The organism is Ignavibacteria bacterium, from assembly GCA_017302895.1.
Classification (GTDB): Bacteria; Bacteroidota; Ignavibacteria; order Ignavibacteriales; family Ignavibacteriaceae; genus UTCHB3.
The window spans coordinates 13,062-31,589 of the sequence record JAFLBV010000002.1 but is presented as its reverse complement, the minus strand read 5'-3'; the positions used below and the strand labels follow the sequence as shown (position 1 = coordinate 31,589).

Below are 18,528 nucleotides of genomic sequence, written 5' to 3'. Positions count from 1 at the left end.
AAGTATAATATTAGGAGTTTTGACAACCTGACTGGTGTAGACGCAACTCTTTTAATGGCCGGGAATCCAAATGTTGTGAAAAATGGTAGAAATGTCTATTATGACTCAAAAATTAATGATTATCCATCGCTAAAATTAAAAAAAATCAGCTAAATCGTTAATGTAATAATTTTTGAACTATCTGAAGAATGTTGAGCTAAAATCTCTTTTATCTGTCCGTTCAAAAATGATATCAGCCTCATCTCCGTCTCCAAAAATCAGAGCTGTCAGTTTGTTTCCTGCAGCTGCTCCAGTATCTATATAATATGCTCTCTGATTTTTATAATACTTGAAGTTTGGAACAGGTGTGTGGCCAACAATCTGAATCTTGTTCGTTTTTAACAATTCCGCTCTGTTCCAAAGCAATCCGTTCTCATTGTCAATATTCTCGATTGCCATTTGATTTAATTTCTGCACATCGATATTTCCGTTATTATCGAGTATCGAAAGCCAGTTTTTACCTATTCCGGCGTGCGATATAATATGTCGGGGCAGATCATAGAACAATGGAAGACTCCCCACAAATTCCAGGTGATCAACAAGACGCCCGGGATTATGCTCATAGTCATAAAGGGTCTTGGAAGATGAATTATATATCCACAGGTTCGCAGGTGAACTGTCAGGACTTGTAAAATAGCTGAAGAACATCCGGTCATGGTTACCCAGGACCGGATGAATATCTTCTTCCATTACGAAATCCAACACCTCGAGTGAAAAGTTACCACGGTCGACCAGGTCGCCCGTACAGTAAAATTCTATATCCTCGTAGGTCTCTTTCACTCGCGTGTACAGACTTCGCAAAGTATTTACACAACCGTGAATATCTCCAAAAACAGCAAACATATTTTAGATATATTTCACTGATTTAGCATAATATTCAAGCTCTTCCCTGAATTTGGGGTGAGCAATGTTGATTAATTCTCTTACTCTTTCTCTCACAGTTTTGCCCCATAGTTGTGCGACACCATATTCTGTGACCACATAATGAACATCACCACGATTTGTAACGACACCGGCACCCGGTTTTAACTGCGCAGTGATTCTCGAGATCGAGCCATCTTTGGTTGTTGATGGAAGAGCGATGATCGGCTTTCCTCCTTCGGATCTTGTCGCACCCCTGATGAAATCAACCTGGCCACCAAACCCGCTGTAGAGCCGGGGTCCGATTGAGTCGGAACAAACCTGGCCTGTAATATCCACTTCTAAAGCTGCATTAATGGCAACCATTTTTTTGTTCTTGGCAATAATGAACGGGTCGTTTACATATTCCTGCGGATGAAACTCGATCAACGGGTTATTGTCGATAAACTGATAAAGTTTTGTTGTTCCGAGCACAAATCCGGCAATTATCTTCCCTTCGTGGAGTCCCTTTTTACTGTTGGTTATAATTCCTCGATCCACCAGATCAATCAGACCATCACTGAATGTTTCAGAGTGAATTCCCAAATCCCTTTTATCACCAAGAAATTTCAATACATTATCCGGGATCACACCTATTCCGAGTTGGAGTGTGGAACCATTCTCTATCAGGTCAGCTATATTTCTGCCTATTGCGGTATATGCAGCATCCATAACAGGATCGGAGTCCTTGGCACCTTGCGGAAGTTCAAGAATCGGTTCTTCCACTTCAACAATATAATCGATTTTGCTGATGTGGATAAAGCTGTCACCCAACGCTCTTGGCATGTTGGGGTTAACCTGAGCAATTACAATGTCGGCATTTTCAGCGGCGGTTTTTATAATTCCCACTTCAACACCGTAACTGCAGAAACCATGTTCGTCAGGTGGAGAAAGATGCACCAGTGCAACATTGATGTGCAGATATCCTTTTTTTACCAGGATAGGAAATTCGTACAGGTACATTGGCATGAAATCGGCTCTTCCCTCACCAACAGCTTTTCGGGCTTCCCCGCCCATAAAAAACGATTTGTGATTGAATGATTCTCTCATCCCTGGCTGCAGATAGGGCAGCTCACCAACAGACAGAGCATGGATCAACTGTACATTTCTCAATTCATCTTTTCTTTCAACCAGAGCTTCAATAAGAGTCCTTGGGAATGCACAATTCGAATGGATGGCGATATTATCACCGGATTTAACAACACTTACTGCCTTTTCGGCACTAACCAACTTGTTCTTGTAGTTCTTTAACATGGAGGATGACAAGCTGGGTTTAACTCTCATTTCATCAGTCATTTTCGTTACCTAATTATTTGAAAATATATGAATTCTTCTGAATTCGACATTAAAAGTTTCTGCGATTGCTTCATTGGAGCAGAAACCACTCATTGTACAGACACCTTTCGTCAGCCCATGATCACCCATTAAAGCACTGTTTACTCCCTTGTCTGCTATTGACTGAATATAAGGAAGTGCAGCGTTGGTGAGTCCAAAACTTGCAGTTCTGGCAACCAGTGCCGTCATGTTCGGGACGCAGTAATGTATCACATTGTGCATTACATATGTTGGACTCGACAGACTTGTCGGTCTGCTTGTTTCAATACATCCTCCCTGATCTATTGAGACATCTATTATAACACTCCCCTTTTTCATTGTTTTTACCATCTCTTCAGTCACAAGATTTGGAGTTTTCTCTCCCTTGATCATAACAGCACCAACCAGAACATCTGCAAATTTTACCCCGCGGGATATAGTATAAGGATTTGCAACCACAGTGGTTATCTGCTTGTTGAACATTTTTTCGAGTCTTCTGAGTCGGTGGATGTCCTTGTCAAGAACTATAACCTGAGCGCCTCTTCCGATCGCAGCCTGTGCGGCAACGGTTCCTACAACTCCGGCTCCCAAAATTACAACTGCAGCAGGTGCAACTCCGGGTATTCCACCAAGTAAAACACCTCGGGAAATCTCGTTTGTGGATTCAAGCAGGTTTTCAGCAGCTTGAATTGCCAGTTGACCGGCTATTTCACTCATTGAATGAAGCACAGGCAAGCCTAAATCATCCTCGATAAGTTCCAGACCGATTGAGACAATTTTTTTCTCGATAAATGTGGAAATTATTTTTTTACTTACGACTGCGAGATTCAAAAAGGATACAATAATTTGATCGTCCTGTAAAAATCCAAGTTCCTCTTCCGATATTCTGCTGACTTTTACAACCATCTCAGACCGGGCAAATACCTCTTCGCAACTGTAAACAATTCTTGCTCCGACCTGCTTGTACTGCTCATCTGAAAAATGACTTCCATCACCCGCACCGGACTGTATATAGACTGTATGTCCGTTCCTGACCAGCGCATCAACTCCTGCCGGTGCAAGAGCGACTCTTTTCTCTTCGAATTTTGTTTCTTTTGGTATTCCTATTCTCATTGTGAATCCGAATTGTTTGTTCTTAAATTTGTTCCAGTGATCTCGCAAGATCTTTAATGATATCGTCGGGATTTTCTATTCCAACTGCAAGCCTTATCCCTCCGGGATGTATACCATGCCGCGGTAATTCCGAGGCCGGGATGACCGAGTGTGTCATGGTTGCAGGATGTTCAATAAGTGTTCTTGTATGCCCGAGGCTGACTGCAAGAGTGAGTGTGTAAGCATATTTTGCAGCATAATTCATGACAATTCGTGCTTTTTCTTTCTGCTCTTCGAGTGTATCACCTTTAACTCCAAAAAACATCAGACTTCCGGGTGCAAAATTACCTTTAAAGTCTGTCATCTGTTTTTGAGCAAGTTCGTAAAATCTGTAGGAAGGTAATCCGGGGTAGTTAACGAACTCTACTTTTGGGTGATTTACAAGAAACTCGGCAATTTTTCCGGCATTCTCGGTCTGTCTGCTGATTCTGAGATGCAATGTGGGCAATCCGTAGGTCAGAATGGTCCAGGCAGCTTTGGTACCCAGAACAGCTCCAAAGTCTTTCCTGTAAAGTAAAAGCATGCTTTGGAACTTTTTAGGTCCAATTACAACCCCTCCCATGTCAGTACCAAATCCTCCGATTCCTTTTGTAAGGGAATGCACAGAAAAATCAGCTCCCAGTTCGATGGGCCTCTGACAAAATGGAGTGGCAAAAGTGTTGTCGACCACGATATATATCCAGTCCTGTTCTGCCCGTTTTTTGTTCTCCTCATTCACTATTCTTCTTATTTCACCAATGTCTATCAAATCAAGATTCGGATTTCCCGGAGTTTCGAAGTAGATGACTTTCGTGTTAGGGGTAATAAGATTGGCGAGATCGCCTGTATGAGTCAGATCAGTCGAAACATATTGGATATTCAGTCTGGGGTACCAGTTTTTGAACAGGGAAAATGTGCAGCCATACAAAGTTCTGTGAGCAATTATTTCATCACCCGCACGAAGTAAGACACCCAGCACAGCGGAAATTGCTCCCATTCCCGTTGTATAGGTGACAGCCATTTCACCTTTTTCGATATACGACAGATTCTCTTCGAGGAGATCCTTGTTAGGTTCGCCTAGTCTGTCGTAAATATAGATTGGTTGAAGTTCAGAGTTTAATACATTTGTATCACCAAACTCCAGAAATCCTTCGGCTCCTCTCTCAACTGAATCGAGCCTGAAGATAACTGAAGATGAAAGTGGTGAAACCACATGATGGGAGTAGTCCCATTTTGAGCTGACATTCTTACCGTATATAAGATGCGTTTCAGCCGAATAGAGAGACTCGTCGAGCATTTCACTACTCTTGTTTTTCGTCTCCATATGATCTCCTTTTATACCTATAATTATTATGTAAACTTACAAAAATAACTCGAGATGAGAAAGTTTTTTATATTTGGATATGGCTCCTTTTAAAATATTTCTGATCTTGTCAGTCACAATTTCCGGATTCGCAAACATCGTCTATTCTCAGCAAAGTACGACCGGCAGAAATGTGGATCAACTTTCCCGTTATATATCCTCTTCCGGGTTTGCTGAGATCAGGCAGCGGTATGGAGAACTTGCATCCGTAGATTCCATATTCAGGGAAAGCATGAGAATAGCAGACTCTGACATTTCAGATGCTCTTATTGCCTGCACCTGGGCGTGTCTGACGGTGAAAGAAGCCACTGTTGTTACTCCTCTGTTAAAAATGAGATTGAACATCCCCTTCTTCTCTGCTTCCACTGAAATTTTCAAGCAAAAAAACCGGAATCTGCCAAGATATCTTTTTGATGATTCACCAACGACAGAATCGGGTGATATCGACAAACTGTCCCATTTTTTTGGGTCGGCTTTCCTGGAGTACAACAGTTTTATCCCCGGGGTTACAGAACTTTTTGGCTATTTTATAGAAGTTTTCGAAGAATCTTTCAAAATTGATTCAAAATTCTCCGGCAAGGATATTTCTGTTAACTTGCTGGGAATTAAATTTGGAAATGAATTAAGAAAAAAAAGCCGGGAACTCCCGTCAAATTACCTGAAATTGTATAAACTGAACAAATAGACACCAAATGCCAAGAATACTTATTGTAGATGATGAGCCCGGAATAAGAGAAAGTATTGCGATGATCCTCGACTATGAGGGTTATGAAACCGGATCCGCAGAGAATGGAGAACGGGCACTCGAATTAATCAAAGAAGACAAGTATGATGCCGTCCTCCTCGATATCAATATGCCCGGAATGGATGGATTCCAGACTCTTAAGCATATCAAGGAAATTGACAAGAATCTGAATGTTGTAATTATTTCTGCCTATGGCAACATAGACAATGCGATAAAGGCAACCAGAAACGGCGCATTCGATTTTCTTGAAAAGCCCGTGGACAGGGAAAAGCTGCTCATAACCGTGAGGAATGCATCTGAAACTGCAATTCTGAAAAAAGAATTTGAGACGATAAAAAAAGAGATTGAGACCCCTTCCCCCATTCTCGGCATTTCATCGCAGATAACTTCGATTCTCGAAATAATCAAAAAAGTAGCTCCGACGGATGCACGAATCCTGATTCTTGGGGAAAACGGTACCGGCAAAGAACTTGTTGCCAGAGCCATCCATTCCGCGTCACCCCGTTCCTCTATGCCTTTTGTGGAAGTAAATTGTGCAGCTATACCTAATGAGTTGATCGAGTCTGAACTTTTTGGTCACGAAAAGGGATCTTTTACCGGTGCCATGAACCAAAGGACCGGGAAATTTGAACTTGCCGACAAGGGCACCCTCTTCCTTGATGAAATTGGTGACATGAGCCTTCAGGCGCAGGCAAAAGTTTTAAGAGCTATCGAAGATGGAAAAATTGAAAGGGTGGGCGGTTCAAAGAAAATTCCTGTCGATGTGAGACTTGTATCGGCAACAAACAGAGATTTGAACGAAATGATCGCCAAGGGTGAGTTCAGAGAGGATCTTTATCACAGATTAAATGTGATTCCGGTCAGGGTTCCTCCGCTGAGGGAAAGGGTCGATGATATCCCGGTTCTTGTCCGGCACTTTGCAAAGGAAATTGCGACAAAGCATAAAAAAACTGTGCCTCAATTCGCTGATGATGCAATAACTCTCCTCAAAAAGCTGAAGTGGACCGGAAATGTGAGAGAACTTAGAAACATTATTGAGCGGATAATCATCCTGGCAAATTCACCGGTGATAAAACTGGCAGATATCGACTTTCTTCTGCCGGTCGAAAAAGTCTCGATTGATGATCTCATATCTGAGAGCAGTTCTTTTCAGGATTTCAAGGACAAGGCGGAAAAAGCTTATATACTAAGACAACTTGAGATAAACAGTTGGAATATAAGCAAGACAGCCGAAGATCTTGATATCCAAAGAAGTCATTTGTACAACAAACTTAAAAAATACGGTATCGAAAAAGGAGAATAGAATGGCAGAAACCATCTTTTCTAAAATCATTCGAAAAGAAATCCCGGCAAACATCGTTTTTGAAAATGATGAAGTGCTTGCTTTCAAGGATATCAATCCGAAAGCTCCGGTTCATATTCTTATAATTCCAAAACTGGAAATTGATAAAATTCAAAATTTCGATTTGCCAAAAAACCCGGAATTACTTGCCTCCCTCTTCGATGCTGCACAAAAAATTGCAGTGTCCGAAGGGATCGACAAATCAGGTTACAGACTGGTAATCAACAACGGGGATGACGGCGGACAGGAGGTTCATCATCTCCATATCCACCTGCTCGGAGGCAGAAAAATGACATGGCCTCCCGGTTGATGAAATTTCATTTTGGGAGTAGAGGAAGGAGGATTATTCCTCCTTCTTCAACACAATTTTATTGTCGGGATCAAAAATTACGGATTTCGCACCTTTTCCTGTTCTGAATCTAAAAGTCTCTCCATTCTCTTTGTTGAATCCCTTGAAAATTTCTTTGCTTCCATCTTCATATTCAACCAGAAGCTCAAAATTTGTTTTGTAATATACCCGTTCCCACTCCTTCTGAATGAAAGTAATCTCGAGCCAGTCGGCACCATTCTCGCTGAACAAGCGGGTCCTGTTCGCATAAACCGGGTGACCCGGGAAATCAAGCCACTGATGGAAGAACCACGAATAGTCTTTTCCACTCACTTCATTAGTCAGTTTTACAAAATCTTCTGTTGATGCATTTGCGTACATTAAGGAGGGGTCAGTCACGAAACTTTTCAACAAATGGAAAAATGTTGAATCTCCAAGCTCCTGCCTTAACATGTGAATGACACACGCGGCTTTTTTATATACAAGTGCAGGATTGTAAAGTTCACCTCCTGGAGGAGTATTATAGTCCCACGATTTTTCCGAGATGGCTTCCTTGGGGTTTATGATAAAATAGTAATTCGCATAGTCTTCAATGATCGATTTGTAGTAGTTCTTCTCTTTTGGTGTCCAAATCTCGACCCAATGGGCTTCCATATACTCAGCAAAGCCCTCATTTAACCACAGGTCTTTCCAGCTCTTGGGAGAGACAAGATCACCAAACCACTGATGCGAAAATTCGTGTACAATGAGCAGTTCGTCCCAGCAACCGGCACAAAGCGTTATGAAAGACTGGTTTTCCATGCCACCATAAGGAAAATCTGAAGTAAGAGTTGCAAAACCTATCTTCTCGAAAGGATACTTACCAAATCTCTCCTCGAAGAAATCGAGCATATATGGCATTGCTTTTCTGATATAGTCCACACTCTCTTTGTCCTCCCCCTTCCGCCAGTATAGTTCAACCGGAATTTCATTGCCGGTCAATTTAGAAGTCACAATAAACTTTTCAGTTTTGTAATCTGAAGAAGCGGAAAAGACCATTAAATAGGTGGACATCGGGTGCCGGCTCTTCCAGTACCATTTTTTAATACCTGCTGAATCGCTGACACTTTCGAGCAGTCCTACGGCACCTACAGTGATGTTGGATGGCACCGAAATTTTAGCGGAGAAAAATGCCTTGTCACTCGGATGATCTTTACAAATGAACCAGTCCCTCGCTTCTATCGGTGCATTATTGGTGAAGACGGACCCGGGAGAAACAAACAATCCTTCGTCAATCACTCCGGTATGTGCATATTTCATCGAGAAGACTATCGTGTCCCCCTTTTTTACACTTTTATCAAGTAGAAAACGGACTTTGTCACCATCCCGTTCTGAAATTTGTAGATGACCTGACACACTTTTAATTTCAATTGAATTCTTCGAAGCATTTAGCCAGATATTTCCATCTTTAGGAATGTGTTTGACCGCAAGAGAGATAATCTCCTCTCCCTCAAAAGCTCGATTGTTTCTCTTTTTGAATGCATCTACGAGGTTGAGTTCAAGATGATACGAAATTACATCGATACAAGTGTCGAAAGGTTTTCCGGTAACATCTTGCGAAAAAGTGTTAATCGAAAAAGATAAAATCAGAACGGCTAAAGGAATGAATCGCCTCATCTATGCGGTTACCACCTTACCCATTACAACAGGAGTCTCACCTTCTTTCAGGGAGATTTTTGTAATAGCGTCAACATTGGATTCCGGTACCACTGCAACAAGCCCGACTCCAAGATTGAAGACATGCCGCATCTCTTCATCGGAAATGTTGCCGGTCTTTTGGATGATATTAAATATTGCAGGAATCTCCCAGGCGGACCAATCGATAGAGAGAGCCAAACCTTCCCGTAGAATTCTGTTTGTGTTTCCTTCTATACCTCCTCCGGTGATATGGGAGAGCCCCGAAACCAGATCATGCTCAGTAAAGGCTCTAATCAATTTTAAATATGATTTGTGGATGCTCAACAATTCCTCACCATAGGATTTACCAAGATCCTCCGAATAGTCAGTCGGTAAAAACTTTGAGAATAATACTTTCCTCGCAAGAGAGTAACCGTTCGTATGCAAACCTGAGGACTTGAATCCTATCAGCAGATCACCATTCTTAATTTTTGATCCGTTTATTACCTTTTCCTTTTCAACAACGCCAACGATGGTTCCCGACATGTCGTATTCTCCTTCGTTGTATAAACCAGGCATCTCAGCGGTCTCCCCACCAATAAGTGCACAACCGTTTTCGAGGCAGCCCTGTGTAAAGCCTTTCACAATATCCTCTGCAACGGCAGGATTCAGTTTCCCGAATGCCATGTAATCCAAAAAATACAAAGGCTCCGCTCCGCATACAGCGATATCATTAACACAATGATTCACAAGATCGTGCCCAACCGAGTCGTGTTTTCCCATCGCAAATGCCACTTTCAACTTTGTTCCAACCCCGTCCACACTCGAAACCAGAACCGGTTTTTTATATTTTTCAAGATCAAGTTCATAAAATGAGCCAAAAAGCCCGATATCACTCAGAACACTTTTATTAAAAGTGGATTTTGCCATTTTCTTGATTCTTCTTACAGTTTCTTCACCGGCTTCTATACTTACACCGGCCTTTTCATATGTCTCGCTCAATTTCTCTCCGTTTTTGTGCTCTTCACCAAAAAGAAAATTCTTTTAAAGTGTAAATTAAAGATTTACTATTTTTAATTTATGGAAAATCGGAAAACTTTAAAAGGAAATGCAGATGCCTAACTATTTCGCGGCGGTTTTATTCCTGTTATGTACCTTAATGGTCAACTTTTCTTACCCTCAGGCAGGAAAAATTGTTCCCCAGAACAATCATTCCAGCGGAGTGAGAACTGCCATTATCTCACCAGACGGTACAATCTGCATAACCTCCGGATTCGATAATCTGCTTAAGATTTGGGATTACGATACAGGCATTTTGACCGGAAATATTAAAAATTTGCCGGGAGTTGTCAATGCAATGAATTTTTTCTCAGGGAATATTATACTTACCGGTGACTCAAAAGGGGCGGTCAGCCTCTACGATATTGAGACAATGAAGCTTTTATCAAAAAGAAAAATTTCATCAAGGGCAATAAACAGTGTGGTCTTCGATAAAACTTCAAATATGATTTGGTGTAGCGGCTTTGGAGGTCTTCTGGTCGGGCTGGATCCTGATTCCCTGACCACACTTTTTGATATGAAAAATCTTCCCGCAGATATTAATACAGCCACTTTTGCCAAAGAAACCGGTATTCTGTATTTGGGGGCAACTTCAGGAAAGCTGTATCTCTTCGATACCCGTAAACAGAAAATCACTGATTCGAGCGAGATTTTCGATTCAGATGTTTCAGGACTTCAAAATTTTAACGAAGGGAAAGTGCTGCTTGCTTCATCTTTTAACGGTGACATCAAATTTTTTGATTGTAATCCTGCCGGAATTCCTAAACAAAACAGAGTCATCAGCACAAAACCTGTTTCAATGATTACTTCATTGTCAGCTTCCCCCTCCGGAAAACTGGCAGCAGCTACAACCCTCGAGAATCAGATTTTATTGATTAACATCGGTGAAAAAACCGTTTACAAATCTTTTAAAGCCCACGAATATACACTGTCGCTTTTCCTGTTCAAAAATGATACCGAGGGTGTCAGTTTCTCATTCGGCTTCAGATCACTTTTTTGGGATCTAAACAAAACAGAACTGGAAAAAAGAGAATTTAACTCTTTTCAGGGAGAAATTGCACTCTTCGTATCAGGAAAAGACTATCTTGTCTACTCCACTCCCGATGGTGATGTATTTAGAGTGGTTTTAAATGAAACATTCAAACCGGTAAATATCTATAAGGCTCTCTCCCCGGTTACTGCCTTATCTCTCAACAACAACGGCAAAAAAGTGGCAATTGGCAACCAGGATGGAGAAATTTGTGTGATTAACCTTCAAAACGGAGAGATCAATCTGTTGGAGAAAATCCACGAAAAGGAAATAATCTCAATTAAGTTCAGCAAGGATTTTCTGATTTCAAGTGGTGGAGACCGAAAATTAAAAATTATGCCCGCCAATGCTTTAGGTGCCCTCAGCGCAATCACATCAGAACTGAAGGGTAAATTTACATCCGTGGGATTTTCTGAGGAGCTTAAACTCGCTACGGCCGGGACATATGAAGGTGTTATTTATTTTGTCGACCCGTTCACAGGGAAAAAGGAAAGCACTTTTTCCGGTCATACAGGTGCGGTGAACTCGGTTGTTACCGGTGATAAAGGTGAATATATGGTTTCAACTTCTGATGACCGGACTACCCGTTTTTGGAACACGAATCAGTTGTTTAATTTTAGAACCTATCAGAATGACAACGGTATTGTTTCGGGTGCAATTTTCAACACTAAAGGAAGCGTCCTGACAACGGGAGATGGCGGACTTCTATCGTCAATAGATATCGACAAGGGAGCAATTTCTCAATTCGAAGAGAGTGATTTCGCTTTGACCGGTTTATCCGAATTTGGTAAATCACATGTTGCAGCGCTTTCCTCTACCGGATTGTTACAGATTTGGGACAGAATGAACGGGGATCTCGAGTATACTCTTTTCATCCATGATGGAAAAATCAGTCTGCTCTCCATGAAGGATGCTGTGGAATTTACAAACGGCGATAGTAAACTGTTGTTCAAAATCGCCGTTCCAAAAAATATCGAGACAGGGAAAAATACCGTCAAGAAACCGTTAGACAATCTAAAGCCGGTTTTCTAACCTTTTATACCTTTTAGAGCTTCTTCGACAGATGAGTATCTTTCGAGCAGCGAGGAGTAGCCTGTGATCCCGAAAAGTTTTTCAACCGTCTCGTTTACATTGCAAAAAACCACTTTTCCGGATGCATTGTTCATCTTTTGTACTGCCACAATTATGGCTCTTAAACCGGCACTATTGATAAAATGAAGTGACGAAAAATCCAAAATAAGCCTCTTTTCACCCAATTCGATAATGTCGGTCAAGTGCTTACTCAAAAGATCAAAATCCTGAATCTCACACCGTCCCTTCAGTTCAAGAATTGTTACATCACTTTTTGTACTTTTGGTAATATCCATGATCTACTTCCGGTTAATCGATTAAATTAAAAATAGAAAGGTATCCTGTGATATCAAATATCTTTCTGGTTGTTTCATTTAAATTTGATATAAAAAGTTGAGTACCCGAAGTTGCTGAAAGTTTGTGTGCCTTCATAAAAACTCGAAGACCGGCACTCGAAATAAAAGTGAGTTTTGCACAGTTGATAATCACTTTTTCCGGTTTTTCAGCGAAAGCATCGGTAACAGCGTTCTCAAGCACTTCCTGAAAAGTTATATCGAGTCTTCCATCAAGTTCCAGTTCCAATTGTCCGGCGCTCCGGTTAATTTTAATTTCCATTTTATTCTCCGGTTTTTGTTTTAGTAATCTTCAAAATATTCCTTTTTCCCTCCCGGGAGTAGACTACAGAATCCATTAATTTTTTAACTATGAAAATTCCCAACCCTCCAATTTCTCGCTCCTCAGGTGGAATGGAAAGATCAGGATCGGACTTTACCAAAGGATTGAATTCCCTGCCTTCGTCGATAAATTCGATATTAAGGGACTTGTCTTTGAAAATCAACTTGATTTCGATTCGCCCCTCTTCCCCTTCCTCATAGGCATAGTAAACAATGTTCGACAATATTTCATCGACTGCTATCAAAATGTCATAAATATCCTTTTGAGGGAAACCAACTTCCTGTGCAGTCGACTCGATTAATTCGGTTACCTGCACAGTCTCTTCTATTTTGTTTACTATCGAGATACTTCTTGTTAATTCCATTATATCAAATAAGTTAGTGTCAATTCATTAATTTTGTCGATTAGTGTTTTTACATTCACACTCTCACCTTCCATGGTCATCACAATATTACCGTTTACCAAAAGTATTACTTTCGGGGGGGCCGAATTAAGGTGAGGATAAAATTTTTGTGGTGTCAACAGATTGTTTGAGACACTCCCACCCGACTGAGAAAAAAACGGTTCAATCTGATCCTCAGATCCTAAAAACAAATAATATCTTCCGGCTTCTTTAAGAGATGCCGAATTTTGATTCAAAGCTGTTGCGACTGCAAGACAGTGATCACAATCAAGACTCAAAAAAGCCACAATCATAATTCCCCTGTCCGCTCCGGGTACAAGTTGACTGTATATCGAGACGACCGGGGGATATTTTGATGCCAAAGGTGGCTTGTCATCAGACTTTTTCACTGTGACAGTATCTTTCTTCTTATCTTTTCCCTTCTCAATTGCTTTCAGGCTGTCTGTTTTTGCTGCCTGAATCAGGGAATCGTTTTCAGCCGGTTTGAGCAACGGTTTCGAGATTTCCGGTGCTTTCAGCACCTCATAGGCTTTAACGGGAAAAACAATCAGCAACAATGCCAGTACGACAACATAACCGGCAGCTACATGAACGAATGTGTATTTCTTCTCTGCTTCAATTGAGAAATAGAGATAACCGACAGCACCCATAAAAATCAGATTCTTCAGAATCGATTGAAGTGCCGTCATTGGAACCAGTTCACCAAAACAACCACAATTGTCGCCGCCCTTTCCACTGAACTCGAGAATTGCCAGATAAACTGTGAAAGTTAGCAGCAACAAAAAAGATGCCGGAAGGGTAAACTTTCGTAACTTGATGTTGAACAGAAACAATAATCCCAGAAACAACTCAAACGAGATCATTGCCCTCGAAAACCAGGGAACCAGTTCCCAATTCATTATCCCCTGTTGCACAGTAACAGTCTCAAACGCCTCAATTGGAAAAAGTTTACTTATTCCGGAGAAGATGAACATAACACCAAGCGAAATCAACAAAATTTTCTGAACCAGCTCTCGCGACATATCTCTTCGTTTATTCTTTCTATGTATTAAGCCCAAATTTAACATTTTTTTTTAAGTTTTCAATTGAAATTCTTTTTCTAACCGAAGAAATTAATATTTTTACGGAGCAATAATTTGACAGTTTGATGACCGACTCTATTCTCCTCCTTTTAACTCTGATAAACCTCGTGTTTTTCATCTTCTATTTCGTCATTTTCAGGAAGAGACAAATTACTCCTAAGGAGAACGATTCTTCATCTCCATCGGGCAATTCAGAAACCGGGAATAGCCCAAACCCCCTTGACAATAAAGAATCCTCCATCTTTTTTCAACTTCTGGAGTCACTGTTCGAACGCTCTTCTCTCGGTATTCTGCTGTTAGATGAAAAAGGGCATCTCATTGGTAAAAACAGAAGTGCCATTGATATTCTGGAAATAAACTCTGATCCGGATATAATCGGAAGTCTTGATGATATGGAGAGAATATTTCCTGAAATTTTTAATGCTGAAAGAAGACTCAAAAAGGACTTTGTCAGCTATGTCAGTTACGATTCTGTGATTGAGAAGGATGAAAAATCAACTTTTCTTCGCGTAAATTACTTTTGGTTTAAGACACCTGCCGGTACAGATGCACTGATTATTCAGATGAGCGACTACACAAGCTACAAGATTTTCGAGAATGAACTTATCCGTTCAAAAAATGAGGCTCAGACTCTCAACCGAATGAAATCATTGTTCCTTGCAAACATGAGCCATGAAATAAGAACACCTATGAATGGCATAATCGGTTTCTCAGCCTTGCTGAAGGAAGATCTTGTGGATCAGGGACAACTTGAGATGGCTGAAAGAGTTTATAACAGCGCCATTAAACTTATGGAAACTCTGGAAGCAGTTCTGGACCTCTCAAAACTTGAAATCGAAAACTACAAATCTGAAAAACATGCTGTGGATTTAAGGGAAATTGTTGTTCAGGTTTATAACGGATTCAACGATTTGGTTGAGAAAAAGCAACTCAAACTTGGTTATGTAATTCCTGAACATCCTGTAATAATTGAAATTGACGAGGTAATACTCGTTAAGATCATGCGACAGCTCCTTTCCAACGCAATAAAGTTTACCCACACGGGTGGGATTTTGATAAGACTCGGAGTTGAAAATCAGAAAAAACAAAGAATCATCTCAATCTCAGTTGAGGACACCGGAATCGGTATTTCACTTAAGGATCAGGAGATAATTTTTGATGAGTTTCGACAGGTTTCTGAAGGAATCGGCAGAAATTATGAAGGCGTTGGCATCGGGTTAAGTATAGTCAAGAGATTTTGTGAGATGATAGATGCTAAAATTTCAATAAAAAGTTCACCGGGGAATGGCTCCAAATTTACTCTTAAATTAAAGTCGGATATCTTGATGCTCGAATCCGATTCTGATGGAGTACGGGAAAAATTGAATAACTATCCCAAAAAGAGCATCCTCATCGTTGAAGATGATTACACAAACCGTGAACTGATCAAAATATACCTTTCCGGAGAGTATGATATTACGCTGGTTTCATCAGCAAAAGAAGCAATCGAAGCTCTCGAAAAATCTTCCTTCGATTTTCTCATGACCGACATTAATCTCGGTGCAGGTATGAACGGGATCGAACTCTTCATGCATATAAAAAATACTTTACCAAATGTGCCGGTGGCTATTGCCATGTCCGCATACTTTCTTACCAATACTGAAAAGGAATGTCTCGAAGCCGGTTTTACCAATTTTATCTCTAAACCGCTAAAACGAAAAAGACTCTTTGAGATTTTAGATCAACAATATTAAAGTCTTTCAAATTTTCACTGCTTTTCGTAAATTGTGCTTCTTTTATAAATCAAAATTGCATGCTTAAGAAAATTCTACCTGATCCGGCTTACTCCGGCACCATCCTCAAACTGGCTTTACCTGTTATTGCCGGACTTTCAACTCAGATGATTCTTTCTCTCGTTGACACTGCCATGGTTGGCAGGCTTCCGGATCCGGAATATACTTTGGCAGCAATGGGTTTGGGATTACTCGCCACCTGGGCGGTAGTGAGCATCTGTTCTTCCCTTTCCACCGGAACTCACATACTCGTTGCACGCCGTTATGGTGAAAAAAACTATGCCGGCATCAGTGCTGTGCTTTTCAATTCATTCGTACTCACCGTGACGATTGGTACGCTAATGGCTATCATTGGATGGGTAACTGCCGACTGGATATCCGGATTTCTCTCAAAAGATGATAAAGTTGCCGATTATGCCGCACAATACATGATCTGGAGATACCTCGGACTCCCCTTCTTCATGATTACAGTTTCATTCAGAGGGTTCTTTTTCGGAACGGGAAATACAAAAGTTTTCATGTTCTCGGCGATAATGATAAATCTTTTGAATATTCTGTTCAATTACATGTTCATATACGGGAAACTGGGCGCCCCCGAGATGGGAATTGCCGGTGCATCTCTCGGATCTTCTCTCGCGACAGTGTTTGATGCAATTTATTATTTTATTGTTTTTCTTGGTTTCAGAAACTACAGGGAAAAATATCATTTTGGCAAAAGTCTGAAAATTGTCCCGGAGATTATCAAAAGAATTTTGAAATTGTCAGTTCCCGTTTCTTTCCAAAATGTTTTTATCCTCGTAGGATTCCTCTCTTTTGTTGCAATTACCGGATTACTCGGCATAAATCAGCAAGCCGCAACTCAGGCTATCATTTCCACTCTTTTTCTCTCATTCTTGCCATCCAACGGGTTTGGAATTGCCGCTCAGACCCTAGTGGGTAATGAACTCGGGAAAGATAACATTGCCGGCGCGAAGACATTTGGTTATGAAACTGCAAAACTTGCGACAATATACACACTTATACTTTCCACAATATTCATTTTCTTTCCTGAAGTTCTGCTGCATATCACTACTGAAAAAGATTCGGTCATAAACGCAGCCATTCCGGCAATAAAATTTGCAGGCTTTGCTCAAATATTTTTCGGAGCGGGTATAGTTTTCGCATATGGATTACAATCAACCGGGAAAACCACCTTTGTAATGATGGTAGAGGTAATTACCAATCTCCTGATCCTGGTGCCGATGTCATATTTCCTTGGAATCTATCTTGGATACGGGTTGCCCGGTGCTTGGTCGGCTCTGATTCTATATACGACAATTTACATGGTCGTGATGTATATAAAATTTCACACCGGAAAATGGCACTCGATGAAATCGTTTTAATCATTCCTGAGGAAGGGAGTGATGGCAAAGATGGAGAGGAAAAACACACCGATAATCAAAAACGGGTAGCGGACTCCAAACCAGTTCACCAGGTTACCCGATAGAATGGAGCCGAAAATCACCCCCAAAGTTTGCGAACTCATCGCGAGTGCGAGTATGCCTCCTTTATTTTTTCCACTCGCATGTGTCGATATTTTTGTGAATAGAACTGGCACAATAACCCCATAACATAAGCCTAATACTGTCCGTGCAGGTATCAAAAGATATACATTGGTAATGAACGGATGGAGAACATACATCAGGCCTGTTCCCAGTGAGGCAAATCCCAGGACCTTTCTAAGAACTGCTGTATCGACAATTTTTCCGAAATAAGCCGAACTGATGGTTGAAAAAATCCCAAGAATACTATATAAACTTCCTGCCATAAAAGCAAGAGAATACTCAGTTGGTAAATTGAAACTTTCGATATACAAAACAAATATGGGCCTGAGAGAGGAAATCCCCAGTGAAGTCAACAGTATGAGCGATGCTGTGCCCAATAAAACCCGGTCATTCAGCATGGTTCTGATATTGTCTCTCACCCTGATTTCTTCTTCCTTGTCAGGAGCATGTGAATCCTTATCAACAAACATTATCACAACAACCGCCAGCAGAGCTATCGCAAGCCCCACCACCAGAAACACTCCTCTAAAACCAAGAATTTCTGAAAGCAGGCCTCCGATCACGGGTCCAATCACTACCCCTCCGTTGCTTGCCGATTGAAGCAAACTGATGGAATAACCCTGTCGTTCTTTTGGTGCGATGGCTGTGATTAAAGACATCGCCGCGACATTATATCCACTTAATGTTCCCTGTAAAAGTCTCATTCCAAGCAACCAGTAAACATTCGGTACAAAATAAATTAAAACCTGAGCAATCGACAATCCGAGCAAAGCACGCACTACCATCGGCTTTCTGCCCCGTTTATCCCCCAAAGCACCCCACATCGGCTGGGCAATCAAGGCCGTCACGAACGGGCCGGCAAAAACAATCCCGCTCCAGATGGCAATTTCATTTGTCGTGGCTATCCCAAGCTCCCTTATGAACAGTGGAAGAAAGGGAATTAAAGCACTCATTCCACCCATTGCAAAAAACTGGCAAACCACAAGGATAAAAAGGGTTCTCTCCCACTTTCGGGACATGGATTGTTTTAGATATCTTTTTAACATTTATTATTGTTTACAGAAAAAATCTTTA

At 41.1% G+C, this 18,528-nt stretch carries 17 protein-coding genes; 6 read left to right on the top strand and 11 right to left on the bottom strand.

What is annotated here, in order from left to right; all coding sequences use genetic code 11:
- Window positions 1-177: 177 nt before the first annotated feature.
- Genes J0L60_07820 through J0L60_07805 form a run of 4 tightly spaced genes read right to left on the bottom strand, consistent with a single transcriptional unit; the run spans window position 178 to window position 4,708 of the window.
- Entirely contained in the window at window positions 178-882 is a 705-nt protein-coding gene (locus J0L60_07820) for a serine/threonine protein phosphatase (GenBank protein MBN8546027.1), read from the bottom strand.
- 3 nt (window positions 883-885) lie between these two features.
- Window positions 886-2,235 carry an acetyl-CoA hydrolase/transferase family protein gene (locus tag J0L60_07815; GenBank protein MBN8546026.1) on the bottom strand — a complete coding sequence of 450 codons (1,350 nt, stop codon included), beginning with the start codon at window positions 2,233-2,235 and terminating at the stop codon, window positions 886-888.
- A gap of 9 nt (window positions 2,236-2,244) precedes the next feature.
- Window positions 2,245-3,366 carry an alanine dehydrogenase gene (locus J0L60_07810; protein MBN8546025.1) on the bottom strand — a complete coding sequence of 374 codons (1,122 nt, stop codon included), beginning with the start codon at window positions 3,364-3,366 and terminating at the stop codon, window positions 2,245-2,247.
- Between the two features lie 22 nt (window positions 3,367-3,388).
- Window positions 3,389-4,708: a PLP-dependent transferase gene (locus J0L60_07805; protein MBN8546024.1), complete on the bottom strand. Its 1,320-nt coding sequence runs from the start codon at window positions 4,706-4,708 to the stop codon at window positions 3,389-3,391.
- A gap of 106 nt (window positions 4,709-4,814) precedes the next feature.
- Here J0L60_07805 and J0L60_07800 point away from each other — a divergent pair, with 106 nt between their 5' ends.
- Genes J0L60_07800 through J0L60_07790 form a run of 3 tightly spaced genes read left to right on the top strand, consistent with a single transcriptional unit; the run spans window position 4,815 to window position 7,144 of the window.
- A complete protein-coding gene (locus tag J0L60_07800) occupies window positions 4,815-5,432 on the top strand; it encodes a hypothetical protein (GenBank protein MBN8546023.1) in 618 nt (205 codons plus the stop codon).
- Window positions 5,433-5,439: 7 nt separating this feature from the next.
- Entirely contained in the window at window positions 5,440-6,795 is a 1,356-nt protein-coding gene (locus J0L60_07795; protein MBN8546022.1) for a sigma-54-dependent Fis family transcriptional regulator, read from the top strand.
- Between the two features lies 1 nt (window position 6,796).
- Window positions 6,797-7,144: a histidine triad nucleotide-binding protein gene (locus J0L60_07790; protein MBN8546021.1), complete on the top strand. Its 348-nt coding sequence runs from the start codon at window positions 6,797-6,799 to the stop codon at window positions 7,142-7,144.
- Between the two features lie 33 nt (window positions 7,145-7,177).
- On the opposite strand, the gene J0L60_07785 is transcribed toward J0L60_07790, so the two are convergent.
- On the bottom strand, window positions 7,178-8,818 hold the full coding sequence (locus tag J0L60_07785) for a M1 family metallopeptidase (protein ID MBN8546020.1): 1,641 nt from the start codon (window positions 8,816-8,818) through the stop codon (window positions 7,178-7,180).
- Window positions 8,819-9,820, bottom strand: a complete 1,002-nt coding sequence (locus J0L60_07780; GenBank protein ID MBN8546019.1) for a phosphoribosylformylglycinamidine cyclo-ligase — start codon at window positions 9,818-9,820, stop codon at window positions 8,819-8,821.
- Between the two features lie 112 nt (window positions 9,821-9,932).
- Between J0L60_07780 and J0L60_07775 the strand changes: the two genes are divergently transcribed.
- The gene (locus J0L60_07775; GenBank protein MBN8546018.1) at window positions 9,933-11,939 is read left to right on the top strand and encodes a WD40 repeat domain-containing protein; all 2,007 of its coding nucleotides are present in this window, start codon (window positions 9,933-9,935) and stop codon (window positions 11,937-11,939) included.
- On the opposite strand, the gene J0L60_07770 is transcribed toward J0L60_07775, so the two are convergent.
- From J0L60_07770 to J0L60_07755, 4 genes are read right to left on the bottom strand one after another with little or no spacing between them, the layout of a single operon-like run.
- Window positions 11,936-12,274 carry an STAS domain-containing protein gene (locus J0L60_07770; GenBank protein ID MBN8546017.1) on the bottom strand — a complete coding sequence of 113 codons (339 nt, stop codon included), beginning with the start codon at window positions 12,272-12,274 and terminating at the stop codon, window positions 11,936-11,938. The two genes, J0L60_07775 and J0L60_07770, sit on opposite strands and share 4 nt — an antisense overlap.
- Before the next feature lie 13 nt (window positions 12,275-12,287).
- Window positions 12,288-12,593, bottom strand: a complete 306-nt coding sequence (locus tag J0L60_07765) for an STAS domain-containing protein (protein ID MBN8546016.1) — start codon at window positions 12,591-12,593, stop codon at window positions 12,288-12,290.
- A gap of 1 nt (window position 12,594) precedes the next feature.
- Entirely contained in the window at window positions 12,595-13,017 is a 423-nt protein-coding gene (locus J0L60_07760; GenBank protein ID MBN8546015.1) for an ATP-binding protein, read from the bottom strand.
- Window positions 13,017-14,078 (bottom strand): DoxX family membrane protein, encoded by a 1,062-nt coding sequence (locus J0L60_07755; protein MBN8546014.1) that lies wholly within the window; start codon window positions 14,076-14,078, stop codon window positions 13,017-13,019. The genes J0L60_07760 and J0L60_07755 overlap by 1 nt, the downstream gene beginning before the upstream one ends.
- A 125-nt stretch (window positions 14,079-14,203) precedes the next feature.
- Here J0L60_07755 and J0L60_07750 point away from each other — a divergent pair, with 125 nt between their 5' ends.
- Together J0L60_07750 and J0L60_07745 are read left to right on the top strand one after the other, a co-directional pair.
- Window positions 14,204-15,871 carry a response regulator gene (locus tag J0L60_07750; GenBank protein ID MBN8546013.1) on the top strand — a complete coding sequence of 556 codons (1,668 nt, stop codon included), beginning with the start codon at window positions 14,204-14,206 and terminating at the stop codon, window positions 15,869-15,871.
- A gap of 59 nt (window positions 15,872-15,930) precedes the next feature.
- Window positions 15,931-17,292 (top strand): MATE family efflux transporter, encoded by a 1,362-nt coding sequence (locus tag J0L60_07745; GenBank protein ID MBN8546012.1) that lies wholly within the window; start codon window positions 15,931-15,933, stop codon window positions 17,290-17,292.
- On the opposite strand, the gene J0L60_07740 is transcribed toward J0L60_07745, so the two are convergent.
- Entirely contained in the window at window positions 17,289-18,473 is a 1,185-nt protein-coding gene (locus J0L60_07740; GenBank protein ID MBN8546011.1) for an MFS transporter, read from the bottom strand. The genes J0L60_07745 and J0L60_07740 overlap by 4 nt on opposite strands.
- Window positions 18,474-18,528 lie beyond the last annotated feature (55 nt).

Bases quoted from the DNA above. Each gene is read 5' to 3' on its own strand.
- J0L60_07820 (MBN8546027.1), bottom strand. From the start codon at position 882: ATGTTTGCTGTTTTTGGAGATATTCACGGTTGTGTAAATACTTTGCGA.
- J0L60_07815 (MBN8546026.1), bottom strand. From the start codon at position 2,235: ATGACTGATGAAATGAGAGTTAAACCCAGCTTGTCATCCTCCATGTTA.
- J0L60_07810 (MBN8546025.1), bottom strand. From the start codon at position 3,366: ATGAGAATAGGAATACCAAAAGAAACAAAATTCGAAGAGAAAAGAGTC.
- J0L60_07805 (MBN8546024.1), bottom strand. From the start codon at position 4,708: ATGGAGACGAAAAACAAGAGTAGTGAAATGCTCGACGAGTCTCTCTAT.
- J0L60_07795 (MBN8546022.1), top strand. From the start codon at position 5,440: ATGCCAAGAATACTTATTGTAGATGATGAGCCCGGAATAAGAGAAAGT.
- J0L60_07790 (MBN8546021.1), top strand. From the start codon at position 6,797: ATGGCAGAAACCATCTTTTCTAAAATCATTCGAAAAGAAATCCCGGCA.
- J0L60_07785 (MBN8546020.1), bottom strand. From the start codon at position 8,818: ATGAGGCGATTCATTCCTTTAGCCGTTCTGATTTTATCTTTTTCGATT.
- J0L60_07775 (MBN8546018.1), top strand. From the start codon at position 9,933: ATGCCTAACTATTTCGCGGCGGTTTTATTCCTGTTATGTACCTTAATG.
- J0L60_07770 (MBN8546017.1), bottom strand. From the start codon at position 12,274: ATGGATATTACCAAAAGTACAAAAAGTGATGTAACAATTCTTGAACTG.
- J0L60_07765 (MBN8546016.1), bottom strand. From the start codon at position 12,593: ATGGAAATTAAAATTAACCGGAGCGCCGGACAATTGGAACTGGAACTT.
- J0L60_07760 (MBN8546015.1), bottom strand. From the start codon at position 13,017: ATGGAATTAACAAGAAGTATCTCGATAGTAAACAAAATAGAAGAGACT.
- J0L60_07755 (MBN8546014.1), bottom strand. From the start codon at position 14,078: ATGTCGCGAGAGCTGGTTCAGAAAATTTTGTTGATTTCGCTTGGTGTT.
- J0L60_07750 (MBN8546013.1), top strand. From the start codon at position 14,204: ATGACCGACTCTATTCTCCTCCTTTTAACTCTGATAAACCTCGTGTTT.
- J0L60_07745 (MBN8546012.1), top strand. From the start codon at position 15,931: ATGCTTAAGAAAATTCTACCTGATCCGGCTTACTCCGGCACCATCCTC.
- J0L60_07740 (MBN8546011.1), bottom strand. From the start codon at position 18,473: ATGTCCCGAAAGTGGGAGAGAACCCTTTTTATCCTTGTGGTTTGCCAG.